Raw genomic sequence first — 13927 nt, 5'->3', positions numbered from 1 at the left:
AATATCGTCATCTTCCGCTTGAGGCGCCATTGCCCGGATGTATGATACATGTACGGAATTGCTTCGCCGAGGGACCCTGGCAAACCAGGGGCAAGCAACAGGAGTTTGATTGGCAAACGGAAGCACCGAGCCGGGCCAAAGCAAGGGCGGCAAAAGCACGCTTGCCAGCTCGGTCTACCAGCAATTGCGCGACGACCTGCTGCGCGGAGCTCTGGAGTCCGAAACGAAACTGCGTGTCGAATGGGTCGTTTCCCGCTACGGCGCCGGCGCCTCGCCGGTGCGTGAGGCACTCAACCGCCTGGCCGCCGAAGGCCTGCTCGGCCGTCACGACCAGCGCGGCTTCTTCCTGATGCCGGTCAGCGCCGCGGAGCTGGAGGAATTGACGCGCACGCGCTGCTGGCTGGAGGAACGGGCGCTGCGCGAATCCATTGCCCACCGCACCGCCGAATGGGAAGAGCAGCTGGTGCTGGCGCTGCACCGCCTTGCGCGCGCCGAGCGCCGCCTGCCGGACGACCCGACAACCAACAATCCGGAGTGGGAGAAGCTGCACCGGGCCTTCCATCGCGCGCTGATCGCGGCATGCCGGTCGCATTGGCTGATCGGCTTTTGCGATCAGCTTTCCGATCAGGCCTCACGCTACCGCCTGATCGCGCAAAACGCGCCAGGCGCGGGGCGCGACGATCTCGGCGAGCACCGCATCATTGCCGAGCGCGCGCTGGATGGCGACGCCGACGGCGCGGTCGAGGCGCTTCTCAATCACTACCGCATCACCGCGGCGATGTGCATGGAACGCCTCGCCCAGGGCTATGACCCGAGGGCGGGCAAGTCCCAACGCGGCCGCAAATAGCGGATTGAAAAATCAACGTAGTTTTTGCTCCGGACGCCAAATCTGGTATTCGCTCAGGCGAGCGCAAGCATGTGCCATTCGGCCTTCGTCCGCCCTGAGGACATTTCATGACCAATCATCTCTTCAGCGCTTTTCGTTCCCGCATGCCGGCGCCCGGCCGGCTGCTGATGGAGACGGATGACGGCCGTTCGATCACCTATGGCGACATGCTGGCGAAATCGGCGCAGCTGGCGCATGCCCTGGCGCAGGCGGGCGTCGAGCCCGGCGACCGCGTCGCGGTCCAGGTCGAGAAGAGCCCGGAGGCGGCGCTGCTCTATCTCGCCTCGTTACGCGCCGGCGCGATCTTCCTGCCGCTCAACACCGCCTACACGCTGCCCGAGCTAGACTATTTCTTCCGTGACGCCGGGCCGAAGCTGATCGCTTGCGATCCGGACCGTCTTTCGGGCGTCGAACCGCTTGCCGCGGCGATCGGCGCCACGGTGCTGACGCTCGGCCGCGACGGACAGGGAACGCTGGCCAGCCAGGCTTCGCGGCAGGCGACGGATTTCAGCGATGTCGCGCGCGGGCCGGACGATCTTGCCGCAATCCTCTATACTTCCGGCACGACCGGCCGTTCCAAGGGCGCGATGCTCAGCCACGAGAACCTCGCCTCCAACGCCCGCGTGCTGGTGGAGCAATGGCGCTTCGGCGCGGACGACGTGCTGATCCATGCGCTGCCCATCTTCCACACGCATGGCCTGTTCGTGGCCACCAACGTCATCCTGATGGCCGGCGCGAAAATGCTATTCGAGCAGAAATTCGATCCGGCGCGCATCATTTCGCTCTTGCCGCGCGCGACCGCGCTGATGGGCGTGCCGACCTTCTATGTGCGGCTGTTGCAACAGGACGGCCTGACACGCGAGGCGGCGAAGACGATCCGGGTCTTCATCTCCGGCTCGGCGCCGCTCTTGGCCGAGACGCACAAGGCCTGGCGCGAGCGCACCGGCCACGCCATCCTCGAGCGCTACGGCATGACCGAGACCAACATGAACACGTCCAACCCCTATGACGGCGAGCGGCGCGCCGGCACGGTCGGCTTCCCCTTGCCCGGCGTTTCGCTGCGCATCACCGATCCCGAGAACGGCAAGTCGCTTGCCCAGGGCGAGATCGGCATGATCGAGGTCAAGGGCCCGAATGTCTTTGCCGGCTATTGGCGCATGCCCGACAAGACCAGGGCCGAGTTCCGCGACGACGGCTTCTTCATCACCGGCGACCTCGGCCTGGTCGATGCCGACGGCTATGTCCACATCGTCGGACGCGGCAAGGACCTGATCATCTCGGGCGGCTACAATGTCTATCCGAAGGAGATCGAGAGCGAGATCGACGCGCTCGACGGCGTCAGCGAAAGCGCGGTGATCGGCGTGCCGCATCCCGATTTCGGCGAAGGCGTCACCGCGGTGGTGGTGCGCAAGCCGGGCTCGGCGATCAGCGCCGCCGACATTGCCGGCGCCATCGCCGGACGGCTGGCGAAATACAAGCATCCGAAGCAGGTGATCTTCGTCGACGAACTGCCGCGCAACACGATGGGCAAGGTGCAGAAGAACGTACTGCGTGAGGCGTATAAGGATATCTATACGGCAAAATAGCGCCGGCTAATAACTATCGAGCCGCAGGCCTCGGCGACGGGCCAAGACGCCCATCGCCTCGTCATTCTAGGGCGTAGCAAGGAGCGAAGCGACGCGCGCAGACCTTAGCATCCATTCCGTGACGCTAAGGCGCTGCTAACCTTGCAGAATTCTTCATCGTTGCACCCTGTGACGTTGCCGATATTTTGAAAGGAGCGTTAACGGACGGGGAACCGCCGGGCAACGATAGCTTATTCTTCTATTGCCTAGGCGCTATTATTCCGATCATCGCGATTGTTGCACTATTTGCTTTGCAGACCATGTCGCGATGACATACATCTCTCGTGAGCGCTCTAATTTCGTGTTCATCGGAAGGCAAAGATGTCAGGGATCATAATCGATCAACTGGAACGCCTTAAAACGGCAAGAGGAAAGGAACTTCTAGCCGAGGATCGCCTGGAGGATGTAAAAGTTGCCAGTGTGGCACCTCCACCTATCCCTAGCGATGAACGCATCAAAATCGAGGTCGGCGAAGATGGCGCACCAAAGGTCACGGTACGTAAGCCTTAGCATTTCTATCTTCCGCGCATCTCTTTTGTCGCGAAACTCTCAAAAACTCTTTTGTCGCGAAACTCTCAAAAACCCGCGACACATTTTAAGGCCCGATAAGTAGCAGGCCTCAAATGTCTGTCCCGGTCAAACCTGCCCGAATATGACGAGAGGATGGGCCTACCCGCCGAAGACCTTCTCGCCGCCGATCCAGACGTTCTTCACATCCAGCCCCTCCGACAGCCTCACAATGTCGGCCGCTGTCCCGTTGGCGAAGCGGCCGAGCCTGTGGGCCTGGCCGATCACCTCGGCCGGGTAGAGCGAAGCCATGCGCAAAGCCTCGTCGAGCTCCAGGCCGACGACGCGATGGACGTAGCGCACGGCGGAAATCATGTCGAGATCGGCGCCGGCCAGCGTGCCGTCGGCAAGCCGCAGACTCCCGTCCTTGCGGTAGATGGTGCGTCCGTTGAGCGCGAAGGAGGTCATGCCGGTGCCGATGGTCGCCATGGCGTCGGTGACCAGCACGATCTTGCCAGGACCCTGCTTGCCGCGCAGCGCAAGGATCATCGTCGCCGGATGGACATGGATGCCGTCGGCGATGATGCCGGCGTACAAGCCGGTGTCGATCGCCGCGCCCGCCAGGCCCGGCTCGCGGTTGCCGATCTGGCTCATGGCGTTGAAGAGGTGCGTGACCACCGTCGCGCCGGCTTTGGCGAAGGCGGTGGCGGTCGCGTAATCGGTATCGCTATGGCCGAGGCTGACGACGACGCCGGCTTTGGCGAGCGCCGTGACGCGGGCCGGCTCGACCGATTCCGGCGCGATCGTGGTGAGCAGGACAGGAAGCTCGCTGCGCGCCGCGATCAGGGCCGCCTGGTCGGCGTCGGTCATCGGCCGGATCAGCGCCGGATCATGCGCGCCTTTGCGGACGATGGAGAGATGCGGACCTTCGAGATGCAGGCCGAGGAAGCCCGGCACCTGTTCTCTGGCCGCCTCGGCGCCGGCTGTGACGGCGGCGGCGGTGATCGCCGGCGTGTCGGTGATCAGCGTCACCAGCAGCGCCGTGGTGCCGAAAGGCGCATGCGCCCGGCAGATGGTCTCGATCGAGGCGACGTCGGGATGGTCGTTGAGCATCACGCCGCCGCCGCCATTGACCTGGATGTCGACGAAACCGGGCACCAGCATGCCGCCACCGGTCTCGACCGTCGCAACGCCGGACGGAACCGCCCCGGCGGGCAGGATGGCCTCGACGACGTCGCCCTTGACGACAAGGGCGGCGTTGTCATGCCAGTCGGCACCGTCGAAGATGCGGGCGCCGGTGAGTGCGAAACGGTCGCTCATAAGGTTTCCGTCACCTTGCGCAGGTTGCGCGGCGTGTCGGGGTCAAGGCCGCGATGGCGCGCGAAAGCCTCGACGAAGCCGTAGAAGGACACGATCAGCGGCAGGGGATCGGTCAGCGGATGGCCGGTGGCGACATGCGGCAGAAGACGCGCGGCTTTTGCCTTGTCGGAGGTGATGAAGGCGGCGGCGCCCTTGGCCGTCAGACCGTCGGCCGCTTCGGCGACCGAAGGTTCGGACGCATCGCGCGCGGCAAGCGCCAGGACCGGGAACCCCGGCCCGACCAGTGCCAGCGGCCCATGCATGACCTCGGCGGCGCTGTAGGCCTCGGCGTGCATGGCGCAGGTTTCCTTGAATTTCAGCGCCGCCTCGCTGGCGATCGCGAAGGACGGGCCGCGGCCGAGGATGAACAGCGATTGCGGGTTCTCCAGCGCGCCGGCGAGCGCCATCCAGTCGCAGGCGATGGCCTTCTCGAAATGGCCGGGCAGGCCGGCGAGCGCCTTAAGCAGTGCTTGGTCATCGGTGGCATGCGCCATCAGCGCAAGGCCGGCAACAGCCGAATTGACGAAGGTCTTGGTGGCCGCGACGGAGCGCTCCGGCCCCGCCAGGATGTCGATGGCATAGTCGGAGGCGCGCGCGAGCGGCGAGTCGGCCGTGTTGGTGATGGCGACGGTCAGCGCGCCGCCGGCCCGCGCGGTTTCGGCCATGGCAACGATGTCGGGGCTCTTGCCCGATTGCGAGACCGCCAGACAGGCCGAGCCCCGGAGTTTCAACCTGGCGCCATAGATCGACGCGATCGACGGACCAACGGAAGCCACCGCCAGGCCGGCCGTCAGCTCGACGGCATATTTCATGAATGTCGCGGCATGATCGGACGAGCCGCGCGCCACGGTGACGACAAAATGGGGGTCGCGCTCGCGCAGGCCGCGCCCCGCTTCGGCCAAAGCCGAGGCCGAGCCGTCGAGAAGGCGGGCGGCGGCTTCAGGGATCTCGTCGATCTCGCGCCGCATATGGGTAGCGGTGTTGGCGCTCATGGCCGGATCTCCTCTCCCGGCCCGGTCAGCCGGAGTTCCGCGACGAAATCATAGGCGTCGCCCCTGTAGACCGAGCGGGTGAACTCGATCACCTTGCCGCTCGCCAGATAGGAAATGCGCTCGATCTGCAGTCCGGCAACCCCCGGCGGCACCTCCAGCAGGCGCGCATCGGCGTCGCCGAGATTGGTGGCCGAGATGCGCTGCACGGCGCGGACCGGGCGATTGCCGGTCATGCCCAGCGCCGCATAGAGCGAGGAGCCGATCGCTTCGGGATCGGGCAGGACGCTGGCCGAGAGCGCCGCGCGCTCGATCGCCAGCGGCGTGTCGTTGGCGATGCGCAGGCGCGCGACGCGCGCCACCAGCTCGGTCGAGGAGAGGCCCAGCACCATCATCTCGTCCGGCGACGGCGCATAGAGGCCGCGGTCGAGCCACACCGAACGCACATTCATGCCGCGGCGCGCCATATCCTCGGTGAAGGAGGTGAGCCGCGACAGGGACTGCTCGACGCGCTCCATGCGCGGCGCGACGAAGGTGCCCGAGCCATGACGCTGGACGAGGATGCCGCCCTTGACCAGGTCCTGCACCGCCTTGCGCACGGTGACGCGCGAGATATCGGCCTTGCTGGCGATGTCACGCTCGGACGGCAGCGCGTCGCCCGGACCGATCAGGCCGCGATTGACCGCTTCCTCGATGCTGCGCCTGAGCTGCAGGTAAAGCGGCGCGCCGCTCTGCGAGGATTCTTTCAGCATGGCGAAGATCTGGTCGGCGGCGCTCATCGCGACGCCTCAGAGCCACCTGCGAAGATGCGCAGGGCCATCCGCACGGCGCCGCCCAGCGCGTCGTCGAGCGGGGCTTTGAGCAGCGCCTGATAGCGTGCCGACAGGCGCGGCGCATAAAGCGGCGCCAGGCCGCCGAGCAGGCAGAGCGGAGCATTGTCGGCAAGATCGAGCGCGCCGAGCGAGGCCTCGACATCGGCGACAGCCTTGTCGAGGATAAAATTGGCGACGAGATCGCCCTTTTCGGCATGCTCGAAAACCTTTGGCGCGAAGCCGCCGAAATCGCCGGGCTTGGCGTTGGTGGTGAATTCGACGACGTCTTCGGGATTGTTGCGGAAGACGGCGAGCATGGCGTCGGTCAAGGGCGAGCCCGGACGGATGCCGTCATAGGCAAGCAGCGTCTGTTCCAGCAGGTCGCGGCCGATGCGGGCGCCGCTGCCCTGGTCGCCGACCTGGAAACCCCAGCCGCCAATCGCTCGCGACTTGCCCTCTTTACGCGCCATATAGGCGGTGCCGGTGCCCAGGATCGCCATGGCGCCGTCACTGGGCCCGACCGCGCCCTCGAGCGCGATCTCCGCGTCGGTCTCGACGCGGCTCTTGCTGAAGGGCAGGATCGCTTCGAGCTGCTGCCGGTAGGTGCCGACATTGGCGCCGGCGAGGCCGAGAACGGCCGGTGTTTGCGGGATCAACTCCGGATCCTCGCCCGCGGCCAAGAAAGCCTGCCTGGCCGCCTCGACAATGTTGGCGCGGGCGCCAGTGAGGTCGGTGCGAATATTGGCGGCGCCGCTCTTGGCGCGGCCGAGGACGGCGCCGTCGACGGTCGCAAGGGCCGCCCTGCAGCTGGTGCCGCCGCCATCGATGCCAAGCACGAATTTCACGCGATTTCTCCTCGGGGCCGGATAATACCAATAAAATACCAATAGCCAAGAGTTAATTTAGGCTCAAAAAAGGTTAAGCCGTATTTTATTGAAAACCCACGCTAATTTGCCAACGAGCGAAGTCCGCAGCCGGAATTTCGTTAATGCGTGTGGACAAGTGGTATTTTTTTGGTATTGTTCGCTCAGTTGGAGGAAAATGGATGGCCGAGACGCGCACCGAAGCGCTCCACCAGAATGCCGAGGGGCTGGATGTCCAGGCCCCGGAAGCCATTCTGGCATTCCTGGCCAATGCCCAGATCGAGGCCAGCAAGGCCGTGCATGGCGCCATCCCGGCGATTGCCGTAGCCGCCGAACTCATCGCAAAGCAATTGAAGGGCGGCGGCAGGCTCGCCTATGCGGCGGCCGGCAGCTCCGGCCTGATGGCGGTGGCCGACGCGCTGGAACTGCCGGGCACCTTCGGCATTGCGCGCGACCGCATCGCCGTCCTGATCGCCGGCGGCGACGAGGCCTTCCGCACGCTGGCCGGCGGACCGGAGGACGACACCGAGGAAGCGGCGGCGGCGGTTGCCGCGGCTGCTATCGGCAAGGGCGACTGCCTGATCGCCATCTCCGCCAGCGGTTCCACGCCCTATGCCGTGCGGGCGCTCGAAGACGCGCGCAGCCGGGGCGCCGCCACCATCGCCATTGCCAACAACCGGGACGCCGTCCTGTTCAAGCAGGCGGACGTCGCCATCCTGCTCGAAACTCCGCCTGAGCTGATCGCCGGCTCGACGCGCATGGGCGCGGGCACCGCGCAGAAGATCGCGCTCAACATGCTGTCGACGCTGACCGCGATCCATCTCGGCCATGTCCATGACGGCTACATGGTCAATCTCACCGCCGACAACATCAAGCTGCGCGACCGCGCCGTGCGCATGGTCGCCGCCATCAGCGGCAAGAGCCGCGACGACGCCGCCCGCCTGCTCGAGGAAAGCGGCGGCGTCGTCAAAACCGCCATTCTGCTCGCCGCGGGCGCCGCCAACGCCGACGCGGCCGAGAAGATACTGGAAGGAGCCGGCCAGAAGCTTCGGCCGGCGCTTTCCGCGCTGGGGCATGATCCCGAAAGTGGAACCCGCTTTTCGGAAAAGATCATGCCCTAACAAAGAGGTAGGGCCTGTTTCATCCCGATTTCCATCGGGGTGAAACGGGCTTGCGAGGGGAGCAAGGGGCGCTGAGCCCCTGTTCTCAAAACCGAACCTGCAAAAGGTCAACAGGGAGACTGAAGATGAAGACCAAACTACTGACGGCCCTTCTGCTCGGCACAAGCATCCTCGGCACGACCGGGATGGCGCTGGCCGAGGACGTGACGCTCAACATCGAAAGCTGGCGCGGCGACGACCTGACCATCTGGAAGGACAAGCTCATTCCGGCCTTCGAAGCCAAGAACCCCGGCATCAAGGTGGTGTTCGCGCCTTCGGCCCCGACCGAGTATGACGCGGCGCTGGGCGCCAAGCTCGCCGCCGGATCGGCCGGCGACTTGATCACCTGCCGCCCCTTCGACAAGTCGCTCGAACTGTTCAAGAAGGGCAACCTTGCCGATATCAGCTCGCTGCCCGGCATGGAGAACTTCTCGCCCGTCGCCAAGGCCGCCTGGCAGACCGACGACGGCAAATCGAGCTTCTGCGTGCCGATGGCTTCCGTGATCCACGGCTTCATCTACAACAAGGACGCCTTCGACAAGCTCGGCATCAAGGTGCCGCAGACCCGCGACGAGTTCTTCGCGGCGCTCGACAAGATCAAGGCCGACGGCACCTACATTCCGATGGCGATGGGCACCAAGGACCTCTGGGAAGCCGCGACCATGGGCTACCAGAATATCGGCCCGAACTACTGGAAGGGCGAGGAAGGCCGCCTGGCGCTGATCAAGGGCAAGCAGAAGCTGACCGATCCGCAGTGGGTCGAGCCCTTCAAGGAACTGGCGAAGTGGAAGCCTTATCTCGGCGACGGCTTCGAGGCGCAGACCTATCCGGACAGCCAGAACCTGTTCACGCTCGGCCGCGCCGCCATCTATCCGGCCGGCTCGTGGGAGATCGGCCTGTTCAACACGCAGGCGCAGTTCAAGATGGGCGCCTTCCCGCCGCCGGTCGAGAAAGCCGGCGACACCTGCTACATCTCCGACCACACCGACATCGGCATGGGCCTGAACGCGGCCTCGAAGCATCAGGCAGAAGCCAAGAAGTTCCTGGAATGGGTCGCCTCGCCTGACTTCGCAACCATCTACGCCAATGCGCTGCCGGGTTTCTTCAGCCTGAACAGCAAGCCGGTGAAGATGGAGGACCCGCTGGCGCAGGAATTCGTCTCCTGGCGCGGCAAGTGCAAGTCGACGATCCGCTCGACCTACCAGATCCTGTCGCGCGGCACGCCGAACCTCGAGAACGAGACCTGGGTTGAATCGGCCAATGTGATCAACGGCACCGACACGCCGGAGGCCGCGGCCAAGAAGCTGCAGGACGGCCTCGACAGCTGGTACAAGCCGGCGAAGTAAGAGCATCGATCGCGATGCCGGTCGGGCACGCCCCGGCCGGCATTCGAACAGTTCCAGATAGCGATTGTCGGCGCAGCCTCCCGGTCTTACCCTCAGCTTGCGGGGAAGACGGAGCCGATCTGTCGCTGGTCCTGTTGTTCCTCGGTAGGGACGGGCGGGCCGTGCATCGAGGCGTCAGCTAGCATCACCTGAACTGGAACCCAGAGACGGCGGGGGAACCGAACTCATGGCTACCAAACTCATGGCTACCAAACTTATGGCTGCAGAAACGCGAGCGAAAAGACCGATCCGCTGGCATGTCGGCGTGTTCCTGGCGCCGGCGGTGCTGGTCTACACCGCATTCATGATCCTGCCGCTGTTCGGCACCCTCCAGCTCTCCTTGTTCCGCAACATCGAACAGTCCCAGGTCTTTGTCGGCCTCGGTAATTTCCGCACGCTGTTCGGCGATCCGAACTGGTCGGTGAATTTCTGGAATGCGCTGCGCAACAATGTCTGGTTCTTCATCATCCACATGCTGGTGCAGAACCCGATCGGCATCCTGCTCGCGGCCCTTCTTTCTAGCCCCAGGCTGCGCTTCACTGCGTTTTACCGCACGGCGATCTTCGTGCCGACGATCCTGTCTTTCGTCATCGTCGGCTTCGCCTGGAAGCTGATCCTGTCGCCGATCTGGGGCGTGGCGCCGCATCTGATGGATTTCGTCGGGTTGAAGAGCTTCTTCACGCCGTGGCTCGGCAAGGAGCAGTATGCGCTGACCGCGCTCAGCCTGGTTTCGGTCTGGCAGTTCGTCGGCATTCCGATGATGCTGATCTATGCGGCACTGCTGTCGATCCCCGACGAGGTGATCGAGGCGGCCGAATGCGACGGCGTTACCGGCATGGCGCAGTTCTGGAAGATCAAGCTGCCGCTGATCCTGCCCTCGATCGGCATCATCTCTATCCTGACCTTCGTCGGCAATTTCAATGCTTTCGACCTGATCTATACGGCGCAAGGGGCGCTCGCCGGGCCGAACTATTCGACCGACATCCTCGGCACCTTTCTCTACCGCGCCTTCTTCGGCTTCCAGCTGCAGGTCGGCGATCCCAACATGGGCGCCGCGATCGCCACGATCATGTTCCTGATCATCCTCGCCGGCGTCTGCGTCTACCTGTTTCTCGTGCAGACGCGCCTGCGTCGCTACCAATTCTGAGGCGCGCCATGAGCACAGCTACCCGTTCGCTTCCCCGCGCCCTCGGCGCGCATGCGATCCTTTTGACCTACACTGCGATCGCGCTGTTTCCTGTGATCCTGGTGGTGATGAATTCGTTCAAGTCGCGCGCGGGCATCTTCGGCGCGCCGCTGACACCGCCGACACCAAAGACCCTCGATCTGATCGGCTACACCACCGTGTTCGGCCAGGGCGACTTCATCCACTATTTCCAGAACAGCCTCGTCGTCACCGTCGCCTCGCTGTTCTTCGTGCTTCTGTTCGGCGCGATGGCCGCCTTCGCGCTCTCGGAATACCGCTTCCGCGGTAACACGATGATGGGACTCTACCTGGCGCTCGGCATCATGATCCCGATCCGCCTCGGCACCGTCGCCATCCTGCAGCTCATGGTGGCGACCGGGCTGGTCAACACGCTGACGGCGCTGATCCTGGTCTACACCGCGCAAGGCCTGCCGCTGGCAATCTTCATCCTGTCGGAATTCATGAAGCAGGTGTCCGACGATTTGAAGAACGCGGGCAGGATCGACGGACTGTCGGAATACACGATCTTCTTCCGGCTGGTGCTGCCGCTGGTGCGTCCGTCCATGGCGACGGTTGCCGTCTTCACCATGATCCCGATCTGGAACGATCTATGGTTCCCGCTGATCCTGGCGCCTTCGGAGGATACGAAGACCGTGACGCTCGGCGCACAGCTCTTTCTCGGCCAGTTCGTCACCAACTGGAACGCGATCCTGGCCGCGCTGTCGCTGGCGATCCTGCCGGTGCTGATCCTCTATGTCATCTTCTCGCGGCAGCTGATCCGCGGCATCACGTCGGGAGCGGTGAAGTGAGCGGAGCCCTACAACTCTCCGTCGGCGCATTCACCCTCTCAGGAAAAAGTGGAGCAGTCAGGTGAGCGATAAAACCCCTCTTCGTGTCCCAAATCCTCTACGGGTAATCGTCGCCGGCCTCGGCAATATGGGGCGCAGCCATGCGCTGGCCTATCATACCAATCCGGGGTTCGAGATCGCCGCACTCGTCAACCGTTCCGATGTGCCGCTGCCGGACGGGCTCGGGAGCTACGGCATAAGGCGCTCCTTGGATGACGCGCTGCGCGACGAGAAGCCTGACGTCGCGGCGATCGCCACCTATTCCGACAGCCATGCCGACTATGCGGTGCGGGCGTTCGAGGCGGGATGCCATGTCTTCGTCGAAAAGCCGCTGGCGACGACGGTTGCCGACGCGCAGCGCGTCGTCGACGCCGCCAAGGCCAACGGCAGGAAACTGGTGATCGGCTATATATTGCGCCACCATCCGTCCTGGATGCGGCTGATCGCCGAGGCGCGCAAGCTCGGCGGCCCCTACGTGTTCCGCATGAACCTCAACCAGCAATCCTCCGGCCATACCTGGGAGACGCACAAGCAATTGATGCGGACGACGTCGCCGATCGTCGACTGCGGCGTGCATTATCTCGACGTGATGCTGCAGATCACCGACGCGAGGCCGGTCGAGGTGCGCGGCATGGGTGTGCGGCTCAGCGATGAAGTGGCGCCCTCGATGTACAATTACGGCCACCTGCAGGTGCTGTTCGAGGATGGCTCGGTCGGCTGGTACGAGGCGGGCTGGGGACCGATGATCTCGGAGACGGCCTTCTTCGTGAAGGACGTGATGTCGCCCAAGGGCTGCGTATCGATCGTCATGAAAGAGGGCGTGAAGTCCGACGACATCGACACCCATACCAAGACATCGACCATCCGCCTGCACAGCGCGGCGACCGGACCGGACGGCAAATTCGCCAAGGAAGACCAACTGCTGTCGATGAAAGGCGAGCCGGGCCACCAGGAGCTCTGCGATCTCGAACAGGCCTTCCTGCTCAAGGCCATCCGCGAAAATATCGACCTCACCCGCCACATGGACGATGCCGTGAAGTCGCTCGCCGTCTGCCTCGCCGCCGACGAGAGCGTGCGCAGCGGCAACGCCGTCAAACTCTAGAGAACAGGAACGAAGCCGTGGGCTCGCTGAAGATCGAGAATGTGAAGAAGGCTTTCGGGCCGGTCGAGGTGCTGAAGGGCATCGACCTCGAAGTGACGGATGGCGAGTTCGTCGTCTTCGTCGGCCCGTCGGGTTGCGGAAAGTCGACGCTGCTGCGCGTGATCGCCGGGCTTGAGGATTCGACTTCCGGCCGCGTGCTGATCGATGGCGCGGACGTCTCGGTCACGCCGCCGGCGAAACGCGGCATCGCCATGGTGTTCCAGACCTATGCGCTCTACCCGCATCTGACGGTGAAGAATAACATGGCGCTGGGCCTCAAGCAGGCCGGCACGCCTGCGGCCGAGATCGAGCGCCGCATCAAGATCGCTTCCGCCATGCTGTCGCTCGAGCCCTATCTCGAGCGCCGGCCGGCGGAGCTGTCGGGCGGGCAGCGCCAGCGTGTCGCCATCGGCCGCGCCGTGGTGCGCGAGCCGAAGCTTTTCCTGTTCGACGAACCGCTGTCGAACCTCGACGCGGCGCTGCGCGTCAACACCAGGCTTGAGATCGCGCAGCTGCACCGCCGGCTGAAGGCGACGATGATCTACGTCACTCACGACCAGGTCGAGGCGATGACGCTGGCCGACAAGATCGTGGTGCTCAGTGCCGGCCGCATCGAGCAGATCGGCAGCCCGATGGAGCTCTATAATTCGCCGGCCAACGAATTCGTCGCCGGCTTCATCGGCTCGCCGAAGATGAATTTCATCGACGGCGCCAGGCTGGGCGAAACGGCCAAGACCATCGGCGTGCGTCCGGAACATCTCACCGTCGACGCGAAGTCCGGCGCCTGGAAAGGCACGGTGGTGCATGCCGAGCATCTCGGCGCCGACACCAACCTCTATCTCGACTGCGAGAAGGCGGGACTGGTCACCGTGCGCATCTTCGGCGTCTACAATGCCGAGCCGGGCGCGACGCTCTACGCGACCCCGGATGCGGCGAAGACGTATAGGTTTGGGCCGGATGGGAAGGTGCTGAAGTAGGCGCCGCTTCTTTCCTCTCCCTCCGGAGGGGGGAGAGGTGGCGCCGCGAAGCGGCGACGGAGTGGGGGAAGACCTAGACCCAAGTCGAAGCCGTGGAGCAGGAACCGCGGCGCTAGAGCGTTTCACTGCTCGATAGAATCGGAAGGGATTCCCGCTCGGTTGGATTTGTGATTCAAGATGCTGGCTGGA

The 13927-nt window shown here is 64.3% G+C and carries 13 protein-coding genes; 9 read left to right on the top strand and 4 right to left on the bottom strand.

All coding sequences use genetic code 11. The features are described 5' to 3' along the window. Positions 1-109: 109 nt before the first annotated feature. The 3 genes from LB565_RS24345 to LB565_RS24335 all read left to right on the top strand — a co-directional run bounded on the left by LB565_RS24345 (position 110) and on the right by LB565_RS24335 (position 3021). On the top strand, positions 110-847 hold the full coding sequence (locus LB565_RS24345) for a GntR family transcriptional regulator (RefSeq protein WP_224588460.1): 738 nt from the start codon (positions 110-112) through the stop codon (positions 845-847). 107 nt (positions 848-954) lie between these two features. Continuing rightward, a complete protein-coding gene (locus tag LB565_RS24340; RefSeq protein WP_224588459.1) occupies positions 955-2472 on the top strand; it encodes a malonate--CoA ligase in 1518 nt (505 codons plus the stop codon). A gap of 360 nt (positions 2473-2832) precedes the next feature. Next, on the top strand, positions 2833-3021 hold the full coding sequence (locus tag LB565_RS24335; protein ID WP_224588458.1) for a hypothetical protein: 189 nt from the start codon (positions 2833-2835) through the stop codon (positions 3019-3021). A gap of 159 nt (positions 3022-3180) precedes the next feature. Here the strand turns inward: LB565_RS24335 and nagA are convergent, their stop codons facing one another. From nagA to LB565_RS24315, 4 genes are read right to left on the bottom strand one after another with little or no spacing between them, the layout of a single operon-like run. Next, a complete protein-coding gene (gene nagA, locus LB565_RS24330) occupies positions 3181-4338 on the bottom strand; it encodes an N-acetylglucosamine-6-phosphate deacetylase (RefSeq protein ID WP_224588457.1) in 1158 nt (385 codons plus the stop codon). Then, positions 4335-5369, bottom strand: coding sequence for an SIS domain-containing protein (locus LB565_RS24325; RefSeq protein WP_224588456.1), 1035 nt, complete (start codon positions 5367-5369; stop codon positions 4335-4337). Before LB565_RS24325 ends, nagA begins: the two co-directional genes overlap by 4 nt. Next, positions 5366-6145: a GntR family transcriptional regulator gene (locus tag LB565_RS24320; protein WP_224588455.1), complete on the bottom strand. Its 780-nt coding sequence runs from the start codon at positions 6143-6145 to the stop codon at positions 5366-5368. Before LB565_RS24320 ends, LB565_RS24325 begins: the two co-directional genes overlap by 4 nt. Beyond that, a complete protein-coding gene (locus tag LB565_RS24315; RefSeq protein ID WP_224588454.1) occupies positions 6142-7023 on the bottom strand; it encodes a BadF/BadG/BcrA/BcrD ATPase family protein in 882 nt (293 codons plus the stop codon). The genes LB565_RS24320 and LB565_RS24315 overlap by 4 nt, the downstream gene beginning before the upstream one ends. A gap of 200 nt (positions 7024-7223) precedes the next feature. On the opposite strand from LB565_RS24315, the gene LB565_RS24310 reads away from it, so the two are divergent. The 6 genes from LB565_RS24310 (at position 7224) to LB565_RS24285 (ending at position 13738) form a co-directional block, all read left to right on the top strand. Continuing rightward, on the top strand, positions 7224-8162 hold the full coding sequence (locus LB565_RS24310) for an N-acetylmuramic acid 6-phosphate etherase (RefSeq protein WP_224588453.1): 939 nt from the start codon (positions 7224-7226) through the stop codon (positions 8160-8162). Positions 8163-8287: 125 nt separating this feature from the next. After that, positions 8288-9547: an ABC transporter substrate-binding protein gene (locus LB565_RS24305; RefSeq protein ID WP_224588452.1), complete on the top strand. Its 1260-nt coding sequence runs from the start codon at positions 8288-8290 to the stop codon at positions 9545-9547. A 256-nt stretch (positions 9548-9803) separates the two neighbouring features. Beyond that, on the top strand, positions 9804-10733 hold the full coding sequence (locus LB565_RS24300; RefSeq protein WP_128259962.1) for a carbohydrate ABC transporter permease: 930 nt from the start codon (positions 9804-9806) through the stop codon (positions 10731-10733). A gap of 8 nt (positions 10734-10741) precedes the next feature. Next, a complete protein-coding gene (locus LB565_RS24295; protein ID WP_224588451.1) occupies positions 10742-11581 on the top strand; it encodes a carbohydrate ABC transporter permease in 840 nt (279 codons plus the stop codon). A 127-nt stretch (positions 11582-11708) separates the two neighbouring features. After that, positions 11709-12722 (top strand): Gfo/Idh/MocA family protein, encoded by a 1014-nt coding sequence (locus LB565_RS24290; RefSeq protein ID WP_263488634.1) that lies wholly within the window; start codon positions 11709-11711, stop codon positions 12720-12722. Between the two features lie 17 nt (positions 12723-12739). After that, the gene (locus LB565_RS24285; protein ID WP_224588449.1) at positions 12740-13738 is read left to right on the top strand and encodes an ABC transporter ATP-binding protein; all 999 of its coding nucleotides are present in this window, start codon (positions 12740-12742) and stop codon (positions 13736-13738) included. The last annotated feature ends 189 nt before the right edge of the window (positions 13739-13927 follow it).

The organism is Mesorhizobium sp. CA14 (assembly GCF_020165195.1).
In the GTDB taxonomy this organism is placed as follows: domain Bacteria; phylum Pseudomonadota; class Alphaproteobacteria; order Rhizobiales; family Rhizobiaceae; genus Mesorhizobium.
The sequence above is the reverse complement of the archived record's forward strand: the minus strand, read 5'-3'. Positions and strand labels throughout refer to the sequence as shown.

Bases quoted from the DNA above. Each gene is read 5' to 3' on its own strand.
- LB565_RS24340 (WP_224588459.1), top strand. From the start codon at position 955: ATGACCAATCATCTCTTCAGCGCTTTTCGTTCCCGCATGCCGGCGCCC.
- LB565_RS24335 (WP_224588458.1), top strand. From the start codon at position 2,833: ATGTCAGGGATCATAATCGATCAACTGGAACGCCTTAAAACGGCAAGA.
- nagA (WP_224588457.1), bottom strand. From the start codon at position 4,338: ATGAGCGACCGTTTCGCACTCACCGGCGCCCGCATCTTCGACGGTGCC.
- LB565_RS24325 (WP_224588456.1), bottom strand. From the start codon at position 5,369: ATGAGCGCCAACACCGCTACCCATATGCGGCGCGAGATCGACGAGATC.
- LB565_RS24320 (WP_224588455.1), bottom strand. From the start codon at position 6,145: ATGAGCGCCGCCGACCAGATCTTCGCCATGCTGAAAGAATCCTCGCAG.
- LB565_RS24310 (WP_224588453.1), top strand. From the start codon at position 7,224: ATGGCCGAGACGCGCACCGAAGCGCTCCACCAGAATGCCGAGGGGCTG.
- LB565_RS24305 (WP_224588452.1), top strand. From the start codon at position 8,288: ATGAAGACCAAACTACTGACGGCCCTTCTGCTCGGCACAAGCATCCTC.
- LB565_RS24300 (WP_128259962.1), top strand. From the start codon at position 9,804: ATGGCTGCAGAAACGCGAGCGAAAAGACCGATCCGCTGGCATGTCGGC.
- LB565_RS24295 (WP_224588451.1), top strand. From the start codon at position 10,742: ATGAGCACAGCTACCCGTTCGCTTCCCCGCGCCCTCGGCGCGCATGCG.
- LB565_RS24290 (WP_263488634.1), top strand. From the start codon at position 11,709: ATGGGGCGCAGCCATGCGCTGGCCTATCATACCAATCCGGGGTTCGAG.